General features: G+C 39.4%; 23 protein-coding genes and 1 tRNA gene. 11 read left to right on the top strand and 13 right to left on the bottom strand.

Annotated elements, in window-relative coordinates:
• Nucleotides 1-274 precede the first annotated feature (274 nt).
• Both BLP92_RS00930 and rnjA read left to right on the top strand, forming a co-directional pair.
• Entirely contained in the window at nucleotides 275-490 is a 216-nt protein-coding gene (locus tag BLP92_RS00930; protein ID WP_090839679.1) for a DNA-dependent RNA polymerase subunit epsilon, read from the top strand.
• Nucleotides 490-2,154: a ribonuclease J1 gene (rnjA, locus tag BLP92_RS00925; RefSeq protein WP_090839677.1), complete on the top strand. Its 1,665-nt coding sequence runs from the start codon at nucleotides 490-492 to the stop codon at nucleotides 2,152-2,154. Before BLP92_RS00930 ends, rnjA begins: the two co-directional genes overlap by 1 nt.
• Before the next feature lie 39 nt (nucleotides 2,155-2,193).
• Here the strand turns inward: rnjA and BLP92_RS00920 are convergent, their stop codons facing one another.
• A complete protein-coding gene (locus BLP92_RS00920; RefSeq protein WP_090839675.1) occupies nucleotides 2,194-2,865 on the bottom strand; it encodes a potassium channel family protein in 672 nt (223 codons plus the stop codon).
• 166 nt (nucleotides 2,866-3,031) lie between these two features.
• Between BLP92_RS00920 and BLP92_RS00915 the strand changes: the two genes are divergently transcribed.
• On the top strand, nucleotides 3,032-3,874 hold the full coding sequence (locus BLP92_RS00915) for a mechanosensitive ion channel family protein (protein WP_090839673.1): 843 nt from the start codon (nucleotides 3,032-3,034) through the stop codon (nucleotides 3,872-3,874).
• A gap of 171 nt (nucleotides 3,875-4,045) precedes the next feature.
• On the opposite strand, the gene BLP92_RS00910 is transcribed toward BLP92_RS00915, so the two are convergent.
• From BLP92_RS00910 to BLP92_RS00890, 5 genes are all read right to left on the bottom strand, one after another.
• On the bottom strand, nucleotides 4,046-5,182 hold the full coding sequence (locus BLP92_RS00910) for an N-acetyldiaminopimelate deacetylase (protein WP_090839671.1): 1,137 nt from the start codon (nucleotides 5,180-5,182) through the stop codon (nucleotides 4,046-4,048).
• A 1-nt stretch (nucleotide 5,183) separates the two neighbouring features.
• Nucleotides 5,184-5,900: a 2,3,4,5-tetrahydropyridine-2,6-dicarboxylate N-acetyltransferase gene (dapD, locus tag BLP92_RS00905; RefSeq protein ID WP_090839669.1), complete on the bottom strand. Its 717-nt coding sequence runs from the start codon at nucleotides 5,898-5,900 to the stop codon at nucleotides 5,184-5,186.
• A gap of 79 nt (nucleotides 5,901-5,979) precedes the next feature.
• Nucleotides 5,980-7,032, bottom strand: coding sequence for an HD-GYP domain-containing protein (locus BLP92_RS00900; protein ID WP_090839667.1), 1,053 nt, complete (start codon nucleotides 7,030-7,032; stop codon nucleotides 5,980-5,982).
• 20 nt (nucleotides 7,033-7,052) lie between these two features.
• A complete protein-coding gene (locus BLP92_RS00895; protein ID WP_090839665.1) occupies nucleotides 7,053-8,144 on the bottom strand; it encodes a mechanosensitive ion channel family protein in 1,092 nt (363 codons plus the stop codon).
• A 22-nt stretch (nucleotides 8,145-8,166) separates the two neighbouring features.
• Nucleotides 8,167-8,589 carry a universal stress protein gene (locus BLP92_RS00890; protein ID WP_090839663.1) on the bottom strand — a complete coding sequence of 141 codons (423 nt, stop codon included), beginning with the start codon at nucleotides 8,587-8,589 and terminating at the stop codon, nucleotides 8,167-8,169.
• 154 nt (nucleotides 8,590-8,743) lie between these two features.
• On the opposite strand from BLP92_RS00890, the gene BLP92_RS00885 reads away from it, so the two are divergent.
• Both BLP92_RS00885 and nfsA read left to right on the top strand, forming a co-directional pair.
• The gene (locus tag BLP92_RS00885) at nucleotides 8,744-9,400 is read left to right on the top strand and encodes a potassium channel family protein (protein WP_090839661.1); all 657 of its coding nucleotides are present in this window, start codon (nucleotides 8,744-8,746) and stop codon (nucleotides 9,398-9,400) included.
• A 426-nt stretch (nucleotides 9,401-9,826) separates the two neighbouring features.
• Entirely contained in the window at nucleotides 9,827-10,573 is a 747-nt protein-coding gene (gene nfsA / locus BLP92_RS00880) for an oxygen-insensitive NADPH nitroreductase (RefSeq protein WP_090839659.1), read from the top strand.
• Between the two features lie 581 nt (nucleotides 10,574-11,154).
• On the opposite strand, the gene BLP92_RS00875 is transcribed toward nfsA, so the two are convergent.
• Together BLP92_RS00875 and BLP92_RS00870 are read right to left on the bottom strand one after the other, a co-directional pair.
• Entirely contained in the window at nucleotides 11,155-11,583 is a 429-nt protein-coding gene (locus BLP92_RS00875) for a GNAT family N-acetyltransferase (protein ID WP_425284391.1), read from the bottom strand.
• Nucleotides 11,583-12,098, bottom strand: coding sequence for a YjcG family protein (locus tag BLP92_RS00870; RefSeq protein WP_090839657.1), 516 nt, complete (start codon nucleotides 12,096-12,098; stop codon nucleotides 11,583-11,585). Before BLP92_RS00870 ends, BLP92_RS00875 begins: the two co-directional genes overlap by 1 nt.
• 161 nt (nucleotides 12,099-12,259) lie before the next feature.
• On the opposite strand from BLP92_RS00870, the gene BLP92_RS00865 reads away from it, so the two are divergent.
• From BLP92_RS00865 to BLP92_RS00860, 3 genes are all read left to right on the top strand, one after another.
• Nucleotides 12,260-12,820, top strand: coding sequence for a phosphatidylglycerophosphatase A family protein (locus BLP92_RS00865; RefSeq protein WP_090839655.1), 561 nt, complete (start codon nucleotides 12,260-12,262; stop codon nucleotides 12,818-12,820).
• A gap of 244 nt (nucleotides 12,821-13,064) precedes the next feature.
• Nucleotides 13,065-13,241 carry a hypothetical protein gene (locus BLP92_RS17925; protein WP_175444138.1) on the top strand — a complete coding sequence of 59 codons (177 nt, stop codon included), beginning with the start codon at nucleotides 13,065-13,067 and terminating at the stop codon, nucleotides 13,239-13,241.
• A 70-nt stretch (nucleotides 13,242-13,311) separates the two neighbouring features.
• A tRNA-Val gene (locus BLP92_RS00860) sits at nucleotides 13,312-13,386 on the top strand.
• Between the two features lie 37 nt (nucleotides 13,387-13,423).
• Here BLP92_RS00860 and BLP92_RS00855 read toward each other — a convergent pair.
• The gene (locus BLP92_RS00855) at nucleotides 13,424-14,086 is read right to left on the bottom strand and encodes an LrgB family protein (protein ID WP_090839653.1); all 663 of its coding nucleotides are present in this window, start codon (nucleotides 14,084-14,086) and stop codon (nucleotides 13,424-13,426) included.
• The gene (locus BLP92_RS00850) at nucleotides 14,086-14,451 is read right to left on the bottom strand and encodes a CidA/LrgA family protein (protein WP_090839651.1); all 366 of its coding nucleotides are present in this window, start codon (nucleotides 14,449-14,451) and stop codon (nucleotides 14,086-14,088) included. Before BLP92_RS00850 ends, BLP92_RS00855 begins: the two co-directional genes overlap by 1 nt.
• A 264-nt stretch (nucleotides 14,452-14,715) precedes the next feature.
• Between BLP92_RS00850 and BLP92_RS00845 the strand changes: the two genes are divergently transcribed.
• Nucleotides 14,716-15,549: an STAS domain-containing protein gene (locus BLP92_RS00845; protein ID WP_090839649.1), complete on the top strand. Its 834-nt coding sequence runs from the start codon at nucleotides 14,716-14,718 to the stop codon at nucleotides 15,547-15,549.
• Between the two features lie 114 nt (nucleotides 15,550-15,663).
• Here the strand turns inward: BLP92_RS00845 and BLP92_RS00840 are convergent, their stop codons facing one another.
• Complete coding sequence (locus BLP92_RS00840) at nucleotides 15,664-16,005, bottom strand: hypothetical protein (RefSeq protein ID WP_090839647.1); 342 nt, start codon at nucleotides 16,003-16,005, stop codon at nucleotides 15,664-15,666.
• Between the two features lie 123 nt (nucleotides 16,006-16,128).
• Between BLP92_RS00840 and BLP92_RS00835 the strand changes: the two genes are divergently transcribed.
• Nucleotides 16,129-17,373, top strand: coding sequence for an MBL fold metallo-hydrolase (locus tag BLP92_RS00835; protein WP_090839645.1), 1,245 nt, complete (start codon nucleotides 16,129-16,131; stop codon nucleotides 17,371-17,373).
• A gap of 13 nt (nucleotides 17,374-17,386) precedes the next feature.
• On the top strand, nucleotides 17,387-17,653 hold the full coding sequence (locus BLP92_RS00830; RefSeq protein ID WP_090839643.1) for a DUF3006 family protein: 267 nt from the start codon (nucleotides 17,387-17,389) through the stop codon (nucleotides 17,651-17,653).
• Between the two features lie 407 nt (nucleotides 17,654-18,060).
• On the opposite strand, the gene BLP92_RS00820 is transcribed toward BLP92_RS00830, so the two are convergent.
• Nucleotides 18,061-18,597, bottom strand: a complete 537-nt coding sequence (locus tag BLP92_RS00820) for a GNAT family N-acetyltransferase (protein WP_090839639.1) — start codon at nucleotides 18,595-18,597, stop codon at nucleotides 18,061-18,063.
• 236 nt (nucleotides 18,598-18,833) lie between these two features.
• Nucleotides 18,834-19,958 carry a DEAD/DEAH box helicase gene (locus tag BLP92_RS00815; RefSeq protein ID WP_090839637.1) on the bottom strand — a complete coding sequence of 375 codons (1,125 nt, stop codon included), beginning with the start codon at nucleotides 19,956-19,958 and terminating at the stop codon, nucleotides 18,834-18,836.
• Nucleotides 19,959-20,049 lie beyond the last annotated feature (91 nt).

Below are 20,049 nucleotides of genomic sequence, written 5' to 3'. Positions count from 1 at the left end.
TGAAAAACAGCTTCCATCTCAGCTTAAAATTGACTTTGGTAAAAACATCAACCTTGAATTGCAGCAGCGGAAGGTTTAAAATATGGAAAAGGTGGAGAGAACGGATTTCGAAGCAGCTGACTGCAGAATAGGAGAGCCTAACAGCCGGAAGCATGATCAATATCATGTCGTAGGTTTTCCGCAAGCGTCTGCTTGGTAGATTTGAAATAATAACGGACTTTAAAACCTATTTATAATGATGCAGTAATTGATAGACAAAAGGAGAGGATTATTAATGATATTTAAAGTTTATTATCAGGAAAATTTAACTGAAGTACCTGTACGTGAAAATACGCATACTTTGTATGTAGAAGCTGAAACAGAGGAAGAAGTCCGCAAAGGATTGAAAGAACGTGCATACAATATTGAATTTGTGACCCCGCTTTCTGAAAAAGCCCTTGCTTATGAAAAAGAATCAAATGTGGATTTTGAAGTGGAGAACTTGAAGTAATGAAAGTTAAAAATCATCAAGTTGCTGTTTTCTCTCTCGGGGGTCTAGGAGAAATCGGTAAAAATATGTATGCAGTACAATTTCAAGATGAAATTATTGTAATTGATTCTGGAATTAAATTTCCGGAAGACGAGCTGCTCGGAATAGACTATGTCATTCCAGACTATACGTATCTCGTTAAAAATGCTGATAAAATAAAGGGTGTGTTTATCACACACGGGCATGAAGATCATATAGGTGGTGTCCCTTATCTTCTAAAGGCTATAAATGTTCCTATTTATGGCGGAAAACTAGCCCTTGCCCTTATCCGCAAAAAATTGGAAGAGCATGGTCTTCTTCGAACTGCAGAACTTCATGAAGTAAATGAAGATAGTGTAATAAAATTCCAAAAAACATCTGTTTCTTTCTTCCAGACTACACACAGCATACCTGATGCGTATGGTGTAGTTGTAAAAACACCTTCCGGCAATATTGTACAAACAGGCGATTTCAAGTTTGATTTTACACCCGTAGGTGAACCGGCAAACCTTTCTAAAATGGCTAAAATTGGTGAAGAAGGCGTGCTGTGTTTATTATCAGACAGTACGAATGCAGAAGTCCCTGGATTTACAATGTCCGAAAGAAAAGTTGGAGAAAGTATAGAAGCTATTTTCCGCAAAGTAGACGGCCGAATTATATTTGCTACCTTCGCTTCAAATATTTACAGGCTTCAGCAGGCCGTTGAATCTGCAGTTAAATACCGCAGAAAGGTTGCTGTTTTTGGACGCAGCATGGAGAATGCTATTACCATCGGCCGGGAGCTTGGTTATATTAAAGCACCAGACAGCACTTTCATTGAGTCTTCACAGCTGAATAAAATACCTGCGGATCAAGTATTAATTTTATGCACAGGAAGCCAGGGCGAACCAATGGCGGCACTCTCAAGAATTGCTCACGGTACACACAGGCAGATTCAAGTTATCCCTGGAGATACCGTCGTATTTTCTTCTTCGCCTATTCCAGGAAACACACTGAGTGTAAGTAAAATTATAAATCAGCTTTTCCGCGCCGGTGCAGAAGTAATTCACGGTCCTTTAAATGACATTCATACGTCCGGTCACGGCAGTCAGGAAGAGCAGAAATTAATGCTTCGCCTGATGAAGCCAAAGTATTTCATGCCGATCCACGGTGAATACCGGATGTTAAAGATGCATGCTGATATGGCGCAGGACTGCGGTGTTCCTGAAGAAAACTGTTTTGTCATGGATATAGGCGATGTGCTTGCTATGGATAAAACAGAAGCTGCGCCAGCAGGTAAAGTGCCAGCCGGCTCTATATATGTGGATGGCAATGGAATTGGGGATATTGGTAATATTGTACTTCGGGACCGTCGAATTCTTTCAGAAGAGGGACTTGTCGTGGTAGTAGTCAGTCTTAACATGAAAGATTTCAAGGTAGCTTCCGGACCGGATATTATTTCCCGAGGATTTGTATATATGCGTGAATCCAGTGATTTAATCAATGAAGCGCAGCGAAAACTGCATGCACACCTTCAACAGATGATGGGCTCCAAAACTACACAGTGGTCTGAAATTAAAAATTCCATTTCTGATACGTTGGGTCCTTTCCTGTATGAAAAAACAAAGCGTAAACCAATGATCCTTCCAATCATTATGGAAGTATAAATAGAAAAATGCATCGGCTTTAAGTGCCGGTGCATTTTTTTATTCTGTATCATCATCAAAAAGATCCTGTTCCATCCTGGTAATGTCACTATCTGCTCCTATAACAATTAAAATATCTCCACTATTTATTTTTTCCTCCGCTGCGGGGGAAACATCAATATTTTCTTCTCTTTTTATTGCCATTATGTTACACCCATATTTTGCCCGAAGATCAAGTTCTGTTAAAGAATAATTATGAACTCTCCTGCCAGCTATCAATTCTACAATACTATATTCGTCTGACAGTTCAAGATAATCCAGTACATTTTTGGAAACAATATTATGAGCAATTCTAATCCCCATATCTCTCTCCGGATGCACAACTTTATGAGCACCCAACTTATTTAAAACTTTCTCATGATAATCATTTTGAGCTTTTACGGTAATATGGGCCACTTTCAACTCTACCAGCATCAATGTCGTTAAAATGCTCGATTGTATATTATCTCCGATAGCAACAATAACGTGATCGAAATTTCTGATGCCTAAACTTCGAAGTGTGTTTTCATCCGTTGTATCGGCCATTACCGCATGTGTTGCAACGGAAGCAAATTCGTTAACTTTTTCTTCATTTCTGTCTATTGCCAGAACTTCCATTCCCTGATCATTCAATTCTTTTACAATACTTCCACCAAACCGGCCTAAACCAATAACTGCAAATTGTTTTTTCATAGTATTAAGAAGGTGCGCAAGGACACCTGCCTCCTTTCCCTCATTCAATCATAACTGAGCGGATTCTTACTTTCAATCTTAAAACTAATTTCCCCGGTTCCCGCTGTGATCACTATATGATAAACTTTGAAAGTGTGTAACTATATACTTGAAAGGAGCAACACTCATGCCTGATTGGATGATCGCCGTTAACTGGGAGGAAATTGGAACAAAAGCTGTTACTGTCTCTCTTCAGTTAATTGGCATACTGATTGCATTTGTTATTATACGTGCTATCGGTAAAAAGTTTATTGAAACAAGCTTTACAAAAATGGGACGGCAGCGCAATATAACCCCCGGCCGTTCAAAAACACTGGAAAAACTGGCCCTTAATGTTTTTTCATATGTACTTATATTTATTGTTATCACATTAATTGTAGGAGTATTTGAATATGATATTGCTCCGCTTATTGCTGGTGCAGGTATCATAGGGCTTGCAATCGGCTTCGGTGCACAAGGACTCGTAAGCGATGTGGTAACAGGGTTTTTCATATTATTAGAGAAGCAGATTGATGTAGAGGAATATGTCACCCTTGCCGGACTGGATGGAATTGTGGAAGAAGTAGGGCTCAGAACTACAAGACTTCGCGGATTTGATGGAACGGTTCATTATATTCCCAACAGGGAAATCAGCAGCCTAAGTAACCATTCCCGCTCTAATATGCAGGCGCTTGTCGATATTGGTATCAGTTATGACGAAAATATTGATAAAGCTGTAAAAGTAATGCAGGACGTCTGCGACCGTGCAGCCCAGGAAGAGGAAGCGATCATAGAAGGGCCTGACGTGCTCGGTGTGCAGGGACTTGAAGATAGTGATGTGGTTATCAGGGTAATTGCGAAAACTGCTAATATGGAACAGTGGAGGATCGAACGAAGGCTTAGAAAAGATATTAAAGAAGCTTTTGATCTTCATGGAATTGAAATTCCTTTCCCGCATCAGGTGAATATCTCAAAAGAGGAAAATAATTAAAAAAATGCTGGTGGCACATCCAGTTAACAAAAGCAGCTCCCGCCAAAGTTCACGGGAGCTGCTTTTATTCTGCAAAAATAAAAGTTCACTGCACCCCCGCTTTCTAAATAGGGGGTGCAGTGGCTGCTGGAGCTTGATTTAATAATCAGCCCCAGTACACAGACTTTCCTATTATGACGCTCTGTACTCGAGCCATTCTATCAGCCATTTTACTGCAGGAAGCAGCGCATCTTCTTCCGGGTTTAATTTATTAGAGTGAAGTCCGTGCTCGCTGTTAACACCCAGCCAGAACATAACACCAGGTACTTTTTCTAGAAAATATCCAAAGTCTTCTCCTGTCATTGCTTTATCACAGATTTCTAAATTTACAGTATTACTTTTTTCAGCATAACTAATAAATTCTTTTGTTAGCGCTGCATCGTTATATACCTGACAGTAATTTGCTCCATAATCAATAGAAGTCCTGCATCGAAACGAAGTTTCAATCCCTTTTGCAATATCTTCAATCCGGGATTTTACTTCCTGCATTGCCTCCATGGAAAGAGTCCGGATGGTACCTTCCGCTCTTGCATTTTCAGCAATAATATTCTGCTTGGTCCCTGCTTCAATTTTGCCAATCGTTACAACAGCAGAATCAAGCGGAGAGACATTTCTTGCTACAATCGTCTGCAGCTGAGTTACAAAATGGCTGGCAGCTACGACCATATCCTCCGTAGTGTGAGGAAAAGCGGCATGTCCCCCTTTTCCCTGAAAATCTACAAACAGTTCACTTGTATTTGCAAAAAGTATTTCCGGTTTTGTAGCAATGGTACCTACCGGATACTCCGGTGCAATATGAAGCGCATAAATTTCGTCTGGATAAAAGGATTTAAACTGAGAGGCAGCCATCATTGGCTCTGCTCCACCAGGCCCTTCTTCTGCAGGCTGGAAAAAGAACACAAGATTATGGACTGGTTGATTAACAGCAAAATATTCGATCAAAGCAGTTCCTATTGTCATATGAAAATCATGTCCACATGCATGCATCATGCCCTCATGTACAGATGAAAACGGAAAACCCGTTTCCTCTTTCATCGGAAGTCCATCCATATCTGCTCTGTAACCAATTGTTTTGCGCGGACTGCTCCCCGCAACAAACACAAAAATCCCAGTTTTCCATGTCTCAATCGTTAAATGCTGCTGCGGGCAGTTTTTAAAAATTTCCAAAAGAAACTCCTGCGTTTTAAATTCTTGAAAACCAGCCTCTGGAATTTGATGAAGCGCCCGGCGACGGGTCGCCAGACGCTCACTGTTTAAAATATTGTTCATTTTATTTCTTCAGCTTTCTTAATTCCTGTTTGATTTCTGTCTTTCCTTTTGTCTGATCATCTATCTCTTTAATTACCCGGGCAGGTGTTCCTGCTACTACCGTATTTGGAGGCACATCTTCTGTAACAATAGCCCCAGCTGCCACTACAGCGCCTTCACCTACGGTTACACCTTCGAGTACAACTGCATTTGCCCCGATTACCACTCCATCTTCAACTACTACAGGCTTTGCAGACGGTGGTTCGATCACTCCTGCCAGCACTGCCCCGGCACCAATATGGCAATTTTTCCCTACGGTAGCTCTGCCGCCAAGTACAACGTTCATATCAATCATTGTACCCTCTCCAACAACAGAACCGATGTTGATGGAAGCTCCCATCATAATTACTGCAGAATCTCCAATTTCCACCTGCTCACGAATAAGTGCTCCAGGTTCAATTCTCGCATGAATATTTTTCATATCCAATAAAGGTATCGCAGAGTTGCGGCGGTCATTTTCAATTACAAAATCCTCAATTTTACTTTCATTCTGCTGAAGCGCTTCTTGGATCTGTGCCCACTCTCCAAACAACACTCCTGTGTTTCCCTGGATGAAAGATTTGGTATCTGCCCCAAAATCAATTCCTTCCAGCTCACCTTTAATATGTACTTTTACCGGTGTAGATTTTTCTGCATCGGAAATGTACTGAATAATTTCATTTGCATCCATTTGTTTCATTTCTCATCATCCTCCTGAAATCAATTAAGTATCTATTCTATCATATTGGTGTATACTTCAAAAAGCAAAAGCCATTTATCTAATCATAGACTTTTGAAATAAATACGGTAGTTTCTACTGCCAGATCCACTTCTTCAAAAGTAAAGCTTTCTTCATCCCCATCATACACTCGGATGATCGGGCGCTGGGGAAGGCCTTTGTGCTGCCCTGTAACTACCCCTACCTGATTTGTTGATAATTTAACCTGTGTACCATTCGGATAAAAAGCAATAGAACGTAAAAATCGCCAAACTACATTATGATCATATCTTTTGCCTGTTAAGCTCATTATGTATTCCCCAGCTTCATGGGGAAACATCTTTTCTGCTGGATCAGAATGCGTAATCAACCGATCATAGTCATTGGTCACAGCAACGATTTTAGCTAAGAAATGTATGTCTTCCCCCTGCATTCCGCGTGGAAGGCCAGAGCCATCTACATATTCATGGTGGGCAAGAGCAATATGTGCAGAAAGAGTGCTTATATCGCTGGATTTCCTTAACACATTGAACCCTTTCCAGGAGTGGTGTTTTAACTCTTCTTCCCCACCGGAGTACCCAGAAGGAATATCTTTTAATGGAACCCGATCAATTAACTTACCAATATCATGCAGTATTGCTCCAATAGCCAGCTCCTGAATTCTTTCTCTGTTTAGGTTTAACTTTACTCCGATCATCGTAGACAATATACATACATTCAGCAGATGAACAAATATTTCATTTTCTTTCGTTCGAATATCTGTGATCGACATTAATACTTCATGATTTCCCATGATTTCTTCAATAATCGAATCTACTGAATTACTAATTTCTTCTCCATTAAGAGGTTTGTCCTGTTGCAGAAATTGCACCGAATTAGCAAGCGTCTTCATAGTTTCACGCTTTGTAGTTTCTGATACTACCTCTTCAATTACAATATCATCAAACCTTGTATCCTCAATAAAGAGTGCGGACACACCCATTGCTCTGAGCTTGGAAATTAATCCAACAGTTAACTGCACGCCTTTACTAAGCATAATTCTGCCATCATTAGATAATATCTGCTTCCCCAATTTCTCTCCCTGCTGTACATTCTCTAATGATACATATCTCATGAATGACTTCCTCTCCCTGCTTAAACTTTATGTTCTTCCAACTCTTTCGACATATGAAGTGTCCTTGTCGGATAAGCGATCGAGACTTCTTCTTCTTCTAAGATCTGAAGCACTCTAAAGTTAATCTCTTCTTTTACTTTCATGTGCTCCACCCATCCAGTGGGAATGGTAAAGAAATACAGAAATATATCCAGGCTGCTGTCACTGAATGTATTAAACTTTACTATGATTAATTCATTATCCACACTCTCATTTTCATAGAGCATTTTTTCAAATCTTTCTACGCACCTTTTAATTTTATAAGAAGGAGTAGAATATAAAATATTTACATCAAATGTAATCTGCCGCTTCCCCATCTTGGTCCAGTTTTCAATGGGCTCGTTCGCAAGCGTCGCATTGGGAATAATCACCACAGAATCTTCAAAAGTTCTTATTTTCGTACTTCTAAAGGAAATATCCTCCACAAACCCTTCTACAGACGGAGTTTTAATCCAGTCACCGAGCTTAAATGGCTTTTCCGTAATTATAACGACGCCGCCGAAAAAATTACTAAGGGATTCCTGCGCAGCCAGTGCAAAAGCAAGACCTCCGAGACCCAGCCCTGCAACAAATCCGCTCACATTGTACTGCCATTCAGATGCGATAACACTTAATGCCATCACCACGATCGCAAACCTGATTAATTTCGATACAAATGGAAGCAGAATATCATCAAACTGTATGTTGAGTTTCTTGCCTACCTGAGTAAAAATCCGGGAATTTTCAGACGTTAAAATAAATAATCCCCAGGCTATATGAAATATTACCAGGGTTCTGAAAACTCTCAGCATAAACAATTCTACCGATGAATCTAAAGGAAAATAGTTTACAGCTACAAATAAACCGATAAAAATAAAGAATGAACGAATCGGCCGTTCAAAAGCCAGCAGAATATTCGTTAATATTTCCACCGGCGTTTTCTTCGACACTGCTAAAATAAATTTAAATAAGTATTTTGTAAAAATTTTACGAAATAAAAGAAATAAGAGAAATATACCGATAGCAATTCCAAAATCATGCCAGGTAAATGCTCTTTGAATTTCTTCTACCACTTCTGGAATATCCTCAATCATCCTGCCTTTTCACCTCTTTAAGTCATTCACGTCCGGGAACTATCGTAACTGGACAAGAGGATAAATGAAGGACCCCATAACTAACGCTGCCGAGTATCTGACTTACTACTGGACCGTTTCCTCTTGAACCCATGATGATAGCACTGGCGTTTTGATCGCGAGCTTCATTTGCAATCTCAATAGATGGTACACCAATCCTAATTTTTGTATCGTATTCTACCTTGCTTTCAAGAAAGTCTACAGCTTTCTGCAAAGCAGTTTCTCCTTCTTTCTCCAATACCTTATCAGAAGGCTTCATTTTAGGAGAATCGATATAGAAGTTTCTATCTTTCACCTGCTGTACATTTACAAGTAAAATTTTTTCCCGAAAACTTTCAGCCGCTTTGACTGCATATTCCAATGCATTTAAAGAATGATTTGATCCATCAATCGGTACAACAATCATGAAAGAACCTCCTTCATTATTTCTCCACGTGATTGTTTAAAAGCTTTTGTCGCAAGCTTTATGATTTTAGTCTACCTTGAAAATTCAGGAGTGTAAATGCTATAATTTTCTCTGCTGACAACATTCTATGAAGAAGAAAAGAAGGTATATACCTATGAGAAAACAATTCGCTATCATCGGACTGGGCCGCTTTGGATCCAGTATCTGCAAAGAGCTTTACCATATGGGGCATGAAGTATTTGCAATTGATACAGATGAGAAAAAAGTAGAAGCGGTACGCGGCTTAGCTACGCAGACTTTTGTAGGCAACGGCACCGATGAAAATCTGCTTGAACAAATCGGAATAAGAAACTTCGATCATGTAATTATTGCTATTGGGGACGATATTCAGGCAAGTATTCTTACCACCCTTCATATTAAAGATCACAATGTCCCGAATGTATGGGTAAAAGCGCAGAATGATTACCACCACAAAGTATTAGAAAAAATTGGAGCAGACCGAATCTTTCATCCTGAAAAAGAAATGGGAAGCAGAATTGCCGCTTACCTTACTTCAGATACGGTTCTGGATTATATAGATCTTTCTGCTGACTACAGTATTATAGAAATGCTTGCAACTAAAAAAGTCGCCGGGAAAACATTAGTAGACCTCGATCCCCGTAAGAATTTCGGATGCACCATTATTGCGATCAAAAGAGCAGGAAAAGTTGATGTGACACCAGATCCTTCTGCTCCCCTGAATGCAGGGGATATCCTTATAATGATCGGAGATAAGCGTGACTTAAGACGCTTCCGGGAAGGTCAGCTTTAATACTGCTGACAACTAAGTTTCCACTTAACTCGATGCTTTTCCAGGTAAATTACAAAGGACCAGAGAGAAAGGCATTTTCCTCTCTGGTCCTTTTTATTTCTGCTTTGCGTAATTGAACCTGTCTTTATATAAGCTTTATTTATTCCTGTGATTATATCCACTCCTGGTTAAAATCGGAAAATTATTCTTTACAATGTTTCCATCACAGAAAGCACGGATAGAATAGAAAAAGCGATAACCAATCCACCGGCTGCAATTAATAAGACGAGTATAATAGCTTTCTTTAAAAATTCCACTTTCATCCACACCCTTAATTTACTTTTCATTTCATTATGACAAATCCCACTTGAAAAAGAAAGAATTGTCGATGCATTTTCACACAAATGCTACAATATGAAAGATACTATCAGGAAAGGATGTTATCATGTGAATTCTATGATCGAGACAATACTCGCGCACCGTTCTGTAAGAAAGTTCACGCCGGAAAAACTTTCAGAAAAAACAATTGAAACTTTAGTGGAGGCTGCTCAAATGGCTTCGACTTCAAGCTATATTCAGGCGTATTCCATTATTGGTATTAAAGAGCAGTCGAAGAAAAATAAATTAGCAGAATTAGCAGGAAATCAGCCATATGTAGCGGAAAATGGGCATTTATTTATTTTTTGTGCAGATTTTCACCGTCATAATATTGCAGGAAAGCAGGAAGGAACTGAAGTTATACCTGCAATTGAGTCTACCGAAAAAATGATAGTAGGCATCACAGATGCTTCTCTTGCTGCCCAGAACTGCGCATTAGCTGCCGAATCTCTCGGCTATGGAATTTGTTATATAGGTGGACTCCGCAACAATATTAAAACAGTATCTGAACTTCTGGAACTGCCCGACCACGTCATACCTTTATTCGGATTATGTGTGGGGGTACCGGCTGCGCAAACTGAAACTAAGCCGCGACTTCCTTTAGAGGGGGTTTATTTCGAAGATAAATATCCTGATGATTCCCAGCACATCGCACAGCTTGAAAAGTATAACAGCATTGTAAGTGAATATTATAACAAGAGAACAGCCGGGAATAGAAACCAGCGCTGGACAGAGCAGATCACAGGAATGCTTTCTTCTGTTAAGCGGGCACATATGAAGCAGTTTTTACAGGAAAAAGGTTACGGAAGACATTAATTTATCCTGAATCCAGAGCTTCAATCAAAACGAATTACCAGCACCAGGTCGGGAAATATACATTTTTCTAACTTTCATTAGTAAAAGACAAAAACGGCAGTTTTCCTATAAAAGAAAACTGCCATCAGGCTGTTGAGAAAGTGATTTTTCTGTATAAGTATACGATTTTATGCTTTTGTCTCCGAAGGGCGCTTTCCGAAGGGAACTCTCTCAGCTAACCTGCCTTTGGCAGGTGGATCTTCGAATCGTTCTATCTCCTTTCGGAGTCGCCCTTCTGCGCCTGCAGCATAAATAAGGGAAACAATTACTTTTATTCGAAACCGCAGAAACAGGAAAACTTTTTCGTCGAACATAACTTTTTTACATAGCGTCCGGCGGCGACATCGGAATTTAAGCGTAGTCTGATGACCTTTTCTTCTGCCAAAAGTAGAGAAAAAAATAGCTGAAGACGAGCAGGCAAAGTTCCGTCAGAAAACGAAGGAGAACCTTATACATAGCATATTATAATTAATATAAAAAATTCCATACTTTATAACACGCTGACGGCAGTTTTCCTATAAAAGAAAACTGCCGTAAACAATTTATAGTTTTTTCTGCATCGTTACGTGTTTTATCCCAGCATCTAAAAATGGTTCTTCAGAAATAACTTCGTACCCTATCTGAAGGTAAAAAGGTTCTGCCTGGACTTGCGCATTTAATTTCAGGAATTCCAGTCCTTGAGATTCGGCCTCTTCTTCCATAGCTTTCATCAAATGTCTTCCTAGTCCTCTGCCTCTTTTACTAAGGAGTATGCAGACACGTTCTGCTTTTCCGGCCCCGTGAACAACCCTCAGCCTGGCAGCACCGCTTGGAATTCCGTCCTCATATAATATAAAATGAACAGCTTCCTCCTCCCTTTCATCTATCTCTATGGAAGCAGGCACCCCTTGTTCTTCTATAAACACTGTCCGCCTTACCTGATATACATCTTTTAATGTACTTTCAGTTACTGCCTTTTTGACAATAATCACTATTCGCGTTCTCCAAGTAAAAATGTTTCGTAAACCGTCCAGGCTCCATTTTCAAGTTGATACAATAGTGAAAAACGGTCAATAGTTTCCTCGTGCTCAATTGATTCGAGTTTCAATCTTCCAAATACATCGGACAGCTCATCATAATTCATTTCCTGTCCAATCGTAATATGCGGCACAAAAGGGTGCTCTCGTTCTTTTTGGAGCAGTCCTGAATTCAATTTTTCCTGCAGTGCTTTCAATTCTTTATTTTCTGCGACTTTCATATATAACGTATTTGTCACAGGATAAAAGCTGCTGTACCGAAGTACTTTCAGTTGAAATGGTTTACTCTTATCCGCCGCTTTCTGGATTTCTTTTACAATATTATCCAATTCACCTTCTTTAATTTCAAATGGATCTTTAATCGTCAGGTGCGGAGGTACCATAGAGTATTTAGTGTCATATCGTTTCCGGTAAGAATTTGCTATATCCTGAAGCTTTTTTGAAGGAAAAACTGCAATCCCATATTTCATTCATCATCAACCTCCCTAATAACTGCTTTAAGTGATTTTATCATAATACATTTCGGCAAGTTTTACAAAATTCCTTTCAAAGGATAGAAATTATATGATTCAGCAGGAAAATTTAATTAATAGGAGAATATGTTAAGATACGTATTAAAGGAGTGATACTCATGCCTAATAAAGAACCTATTAAGTCCCATGTCGTTGAAAAAGCTGCAAGGGATTTATTAAAAGAACGCGGAGTTGAAATAGAAGATATTTCTGATATTGTTTTTCAGATGCAGTCTCAGTACAGCGATACTCTTACCCGGGAAGATTGTACCGAAAGTGTTGATGCCGTATTGGAAAAGCGTGAAATCCAACATGCAGTGCTTGTTGGGATTGAACTTGATAAACTCGCTGAAAAAAACCAGCTTTCGGAGCCACTGCAGTCAATTGTCGATTCCGACGAAGGATTGTTCGGCGTAGATGAAACAATTGCTCTAGGTTCTGTTTTTGGATACGGAAGTATTGCAGTTACCACATTTGGTTATCTGGACAAAGAAAAAATTGGAATTATAAAGAAATTAGACTCAAAATCTTCCGGTGAAGTTCATACTTTTCTCGACGATCTGGTATGCAGTATTGCAGCAAATGCTTCCAGCAGACTAGCCCACCGTCTCAGAGACCGGGAAGAGGACATGGACCAAAAAGAAATTGAACACCGGGACCAGGAAGAAAGAATGGCATAAAATTGTATGTTATATCTTTTCTTAATTTCTTGACTCAGTTAAGATCTAATGATGTTATAAGAGCGTTACACCTGTAGAATGGAAGAGAAGTTTAATTTATACGAAGCAAATAAATTCACCTTATACCGCTCTCAGTAATTCCAAGAGAGGGTTATAAGGTGATTTTCTAACTGCTTGATTATTCCCACTGCTGGTGCTATTCTTTTAGAAGTGATTTTTATCCTGCTGATGAGGTGACAAGCTGATGGCAAGACCAAGATGGATTTATTTCAAACAAATTTTCCCTACTAAATTTCAGGCGAGCTGTACAAAAGCTAAAATCGAAGATAACTGGATCAATGGTTATGAAGTAGGTCCCCTTGTAGAAATCCGTAAACTTAAGGATGAGAGGTATGTAGTCCGTTACACATATGATGAATAGTATGGTGCGTTTGACAAAATTATTGCAAGAAGGTAATATATAATTTGTCGCCTATGCATCATTACATATTGTTCCGTTAGCTCAGCGGGAGAGCACTTGCTTGACAGGCAAGGGGTCACTGGTTCAAATCCAGTACGGGACACCATACATAATTTTAAACTCCTGCGCTGGCAGGAGTTTTTTTAATGCATTATACCTAGTAAAATTGAAAGCGACACTCCAGCTGCTGCCATTGCTACAGCCGAGGAAGCCCCTTCGAGTTCTCCTTCCTGTACAATATGAGCAGTCCCTATCCCATGTGCGATTGATCCTATTGCTGTTCCTCTTGCCACAGCATGATAGATATTAAAAAAACTGAGTATTTTCGGTCCGAATACTGCCCCTATCACTCCTGTCGACATTACAGTTAACACTGTTAATGAGACATCTCCCCCCTGCATAGCTGTCAGTTCCAAAGCAATAGGTACAGTGGTTGTTTTTACAAGCAATGCAGTAGCTATTCCAGTGGTAAAATTATAAAGGGATATGCTGATTAAACTGAAAAATAAAGCAGCAGAAACTCCTGCGAAAATACCGCATGCCATTTCTTTTACATGTGCTGCTATCAGCGAGCGATGTTTATACACAGGAATTGCAAGTGCGACCGTAGCCGGTCCCAAAAGCTCTCCGGCTATCAATTCTACGATAGCGTAATCTGCCATACTTAAATTCAAACTATATATAACTACCAGCACGAAACAAGTCCCGGTTAATACCGGTGTAAGAAAAGGATGTGGATACAGTTTGTACATCTTTTTTGCGATAATATATGAAATCAGCGTGATACTAAGATAAAGAAAAATCATCACACTTCACCTTTCTTATGTAACCATTGAAAAGATTTACCTGCTGTTAAAATTCCAATTATGGTACTCAAAGTAATAATCATTAATAAAAGCAAGAGTGATTGGCCGGTAATTCCATCCAGTAAAACTACTCCAGCGCAAAAAGGTATGAATAACAAGCCAAGGTGTTTCACTGCAAAAGTCCCTGTTTTTTCAACCCATTTAAATGGTAAAATTTTGAAATATAATAATATAAATAACATCACCATACCTGTAACATTACCAGGTAAAATTAAATTAAACTGATGGCTCAATAATACTCCTGCATAATAAATTGACCATAAAAGACACAGCTGGAAAATAAATATGAAAACCTGCTTCAGCACCTTACTCCCTCCTCTACTTCAAATAACCTGTTTTCAATTTTTTGTCCTGTCCCTATATTTGATGTTAAACATGCCTTATGCTCGTAAGATTACTAGTCAGATAAATAAAAGCAGTACTAAGTTTATGTTCTATATTAGAATTTAGGTCTACCCGGTGGTATAATAGATGATATTCTCTACATAAAGGAAAAATTATTAACTTATTTAAACGGAAGTCATGCAACAAAATAATTAACCAAATATATATGGGGGTTCAAAAGCTTTATGGAAAATTCAATAATCAAGAAAATGGGACAATCGTTGATAGCAGAGAATTATTCAATTGCAAAAGAGATTCACAATAATGTATTCAATAAAAATCATACGATTAATGAAGAAGAAGCGCTCCAGTACCGGGCAGTTTTTCTTACTTATATCGGTGAAGCCCTTGCTGGCGACGAGCTGGAAAACCATTTAGGAAAAGTAGAAGAATGGGCTAAAGGACTTGGAAACTATTCCTATGCTAAAAACATACCGCTTGACGAAGTAATGATTGATCTTCCTATTTACCGAAATTCGATTTACAGCTTTCTCAGCCAAAGATTCGCAGAGGAAAAAATGACGTTTGCAGATTTCCGTTCTATAATTGACCAGATTGATCCTATCATTGATAAAGTCATCTATGCTTTCAGCCAATCGTATGTGAATAACCATGCTGCAGAATTCCGCAAGCAAAGCGATGAATTAATTGAACTGTCCGTGCCAATTGTTCCTTTAACTAAGAATGTTGCCATTCTTCCGCTTATAGGTACTTTAGATACTTACAGAGCGAAACTGCTTACAGAGAAAACTTTGGAGTCTGCAGCTACTTTAGGAATCACGCATTTAATTATTGACCTGTCCGGGGTACATGCCGTTGATGCGATAGTCGCACAAAATTTATTTCAGCTGCATGATGCTCTTAAGCTGATCGGGGTAACAGCGATCATTTCCGGATTACGACCTGAGCTTGCACAGACACTTGTATCTCTTGGAATTTCTTTTAAAAATTTCCTCGTAGTGCACAGTCTTCCTCAGGCACTTCCTCTTGCTGGATTAAGTATTAATTTAGAGGGATAATGCAAATTCATACTAAGTACATTTTTTCAATAAAATGGATAACGCAGGTGAAAGAAAAACTTGCGGAGGGAGACTGGAATACTGTTTTTCTCCCTTCCGCTTTGATCCATTTTGTTACCTGAACTTATGCTTGTTTTTCTCATACTCTTTCTGATCAAACTGCCAGTACATAGTATTTTGCTTTTCGGTGGAGCGAATTAATTTTGTTTCTTCTATATCTTTTAGAAGCTGATATATACGATCATCTTTTTCTTTCCCGTTAAAGATTTCTGTATTCAGTGCTTCTGTTGATTTTTTTCGGCCGGGATTTTTTCTTAAATGTGTAAGCAGCTTCACCCGCTTCTGCTGCATTTTATCCTGAGTGTACTTGCCTGTAAATATTTTCTTCAGCGGTTCCGCAGCAATGACACCGATGGTCATTCCGAATAGCACCAGAAATAAGTCATAAATCCACATACCGTCCTCCTTACTTAATATCTTCTATTGTATAGGGCTTTATGTAATTTGAACACTCCCAAAATAACCCATGCTGTGTTTTAATTTGCAGAATCATACGGAACGTCTTTAGGAGGGTTTTTAGTGAAATTACGTCTATACAGCATTTTAATGCTTTTTTTAATAATAATGCTTACCAGCTGTGGAACAGCAGGCAGCAATTCAGATCAATCTGCTCAAGAGCAGATTTCTTCGGAGCAGGAAAATCATCCTGATAACAGTCCGCAGGAGATACCCGAAGAAGAAAACAATGCTTCAGAAAACCTCTATGAATATCATGAAACTGACTTTTCAGAGGCAGGCGAATTAACAGTACATTTTATTAATGCGGGGCAGGCAGATGCAACATTATTCATCTATGAAAGCGAAATACGGACCTATCAAGTACTTTTTGATACGGGAGATTGGAATAATACACTGGTAATCGATTATTTAGAAGCGAACGAGATTGATTATCTGGATATTTTAATCTCCAGCCATCCTCATGCTGATCATATTGGTCAGATGGATCTGATAATTAACGCATTAGATGTAAACGAGGTCTGGATGAGCGGCGCTGAATCAGACTCAGATACTTATGAGCGGGTATTGGATACAGTACTTGCAAGCGAAGCTGCTTATGAAGAGCCCAGAGCCGGCGACTCATATGAACTGGGAAGTTTTAGTATTGATATTTTGCATCCTGCTTCCTTATCCGGAGATTTAAATGAAGATTCTCTGGCTGCTAAATTTATGTTCGGAGAAACTTCCTTCCTGCTGACAGGAGACGGAGAAACACATGCAGAAACAAGTATGCTTCACCGTTCTGATAACTTGGAAGCAGATGTATTGCAACTGGGGCATCACGGTTCGAACACTTCAACGAGCGAAGAATTCCTAGAGGCAGTGAACCCAGACATTGCTGTTATTTCAGCGGGAGAAAATAACTCCTATGGCCACCCTCATACGGAAGTAATAGAGCGAGTAGAAAATGAGGCGATTGACCTGTACGGCACCTATGTACATGGGCATATCATTATAACATCCGATGGAAATAATGTTACAGTTTCAACAGAAACTGATGGAAATGTTACGGCGCAGGAATCGGAGCAGAAAAATGAAAATAACCCTCAAAACAATGAAAATATAAACCCCATAGATTGCATTGATATTAATAAAGCTGATAAGGAAGAACTGGAGCAGATTATCCATATAGGAGAAGAGAGAGCAGCTGACATTATCGACGCACGACCATTTCAATATGTATCTGATTTAACTGCAATTCATGGTATAAGTGAAAGCCGTTTGTCTGATATTAAAAATCAAGGTGAAGCGTGCGTTGCCGACTAGAAAAGAGGTATGTATGAATATTTATAGATGTTACCTGGATCGGATAGAAGATAATCAGTACGCAGTATTGATAGTAGATGAGCTAAACCGGGAATATATAATGCCTGTAGATCAGCTTCCTGAAAACGCGGAAGAAGGGACCAGGGGAAATGTTCAAATCGAAGATGATAAAGCTGTTTCTTTTGTAGAAGATAAGCAGGCAACCGTATCTGCAAAAGATAGAATCTCACAAAAAAAAGAGTTACTGAAAAAGAAAAAACGATCTGAATTTAAACGTTAAGCTCCTATGAAAATAAAAATTTCCATTAAAAAGAAGTAATAACGCTGTTAAACAGGAGTGTTTATTTTCATCTTTCATGGTGCAGTTTTTCTGTATGAAAGTCTCTGGTAAAGTCTGATGATTTTAGAAGGAAAGGCGCCTGCTGCAGAGAAATTCTGCCGCTCTCCCGCAAAATTAAGCAGGGTTCCGCCCAGCCAATCCAATTAAAACAAAGACCGTCTTCCCTGGATTCAAGATATCGGCTCACTTCACATGTGCTTTCCGCAGCGCTGCGAAGAAACAGAGGAACTCCTCCTCCACTGCAGGAATGCCTGGAGCGGAGTTTCTGCTGAGCACAACATAACAGATTCAACGTTAAAAAGCAGCTGCTTAAAATATCGCAGCCGCTTTTTTAAATCCATTTCAACTCACTGCATGTCCCTGCGGGTAATCGGAATCTCCTCCCATGCGTAGGCAATATTCGTGTAGGTTTTTCCCCCGATTTCCACTGGAGTATCATACACTTTGTCTGCACCAGTTTTTTGAAAGAAAGATCTGCAGACATTTTCGGAAAGGGTCCACATTGCTGCTTTCTCATGATGTTGATTTTTCAAATGAAGAAAAGATGTGTTTAAGAGTTCTCTTCCAAGTCCCTGCCGCTGAAATTTTTTATTCACAAACAGACCATATACTTCTCCTGAATAACGCATCCGAAGTCTTTCATCCCGCATCGTGCCGGATAAAACAAACCCTATTATTGAATTATTTTGCTCTGCAACAAAGGTCATATTCCCTCCGCTGATGGCACTTTTAATACTTTTTTTCCATCGGGCTTCCCTTTCCTGATAAGTCCAGGTTCGTAATGCTTTTTCAGGAAGAATGTCTTTATAATTTGCGAGCCAGTTATCTACATGTAAATGCGCAATACCTGCAGCATCCTCCACTTTGGCTTGTCTAATATTCATCTTATCCCTCCTGCAGCTTTAATCTATGAAATCCCTGGATAGATGCATAATTCTAAGCTAACTAACCACTTTCATATGATAATTCTAAGAGTAAAATTCGTAAATAAAAGAACCTGTTTTCATAACAGGCTCCTCCATAAAAAACTTTACGTTCATTGGAAGACATCATTAAAACAGTGAAATATCCTATTTTAAAATGTTATATTCCTTTTAAACTTCTCCAAATCCTCTTTCAATTACACCAGTTTTCCGTAAGACAGCTGTTTTTCCTCAAGATTTAAATTTAACGTTTCCCCAATCTGCAGGAGACGCTCTTTTTCACCTTCCGTCACTATAGAAACGACGGTACCTTTATTTCCAGCTCTTGCTGTACGCCCTGCCCTGTGCACGTATTGATGCACGTCATTCGCCAGATCAAGCTGTACCACATGGGTGAGTCCCTCCAGATCCAGTCCCCGGGAAGCAACATCTGTCGCTAATAATAAAGGAATTTCTCTGCTGCGAAACTTTTGCATCGCAGCTTCTCTCTCCTGCTTTTTCGTTTCACCTTCGAGCACTGCTGCCTTTTTCGATTTATACTCAAGTCTTTCCTTATAAGTCTGAAGTTCATTTCGGTCATTACAAAAAGCTATTCCATAAAAATCGTCCATTGCGACAAGTTTCTGGAATAATTTTGTTTTATCCCTGCGTTCTCCAACCAGATATACATGTTCCATATTGTCGAGCTGTTCTTTATCCATTCGAATACGAATCGTTTTAGGTTTTTGCAGCCTTTCCTGTGCAAGCTGCTCGATCCTTCCTGGAATCGTGGCAGATAAAATTAATTTTTGGCAGTCTCTTTGCACTGAAGTCAGCAGCTGATCTACTTCTTTCAAATGTTCTTTGGCAAAAAGCTGGTCAGCCTCATCAAAAACAAGCGTAGAAACTTCATGCATTTTTAATTTTTTAGACTGCACCAGTTCTATAAGTCTGCCGGGCGTTCCAACAATAACTGCCGGCTTTTTTTTCAACTTCTCCTGCTGTCGTTTTACGTTTGCTCCGCCGATAAGTGCTGCACTTGTGAAACCGCTGCCTGCGGTCCATGTCTGGACTTCATTCAGCGTCTGCATGGCCAGTTCCCTGGAAGAAACGACAATTACAAGCTGTGCCTGCTTCACGTCTTTTTTCAATTTGTTTAAAGAAGGCAGCAAATATGCTACTGTTTTACCTGATCCTGTCGGCGCTTCTGCAATAATATCTTTTCCCTCGAGCGCTGGAGAAATCATATCTTTCTGTACAGCTGTAAATTCCGTAAAGCCGGAAGTTTCCCAGGCTGATTGTATAAATTCCGGTAGTGATGAAATAACTTTTTTCTCTTCCATGGTTGATCCCCTTTAATTTCTGCATAGTTTAATCTCTATTGTATCATTTCCATAAAGAAAAACCCTCCTGTTTTTCACAGGAGGGAAATAT

Source organism: Alkalicoccus daliensis, assembly GCF_900103955.1.
In the GTDB taxonomy this organism is placed as follows: domain Bacteria; phylum Bacillota; class Bacilli; order Bacillales; family Salisediminibacteriaceae; genus Alkalicoccus; species Alkalicoccus daliensis.
The sequence above is the reverse complement of the archived record's forward strand: the minus strand, read 5'-3'. Positions and strand labels throughout refer to the sequence as shown.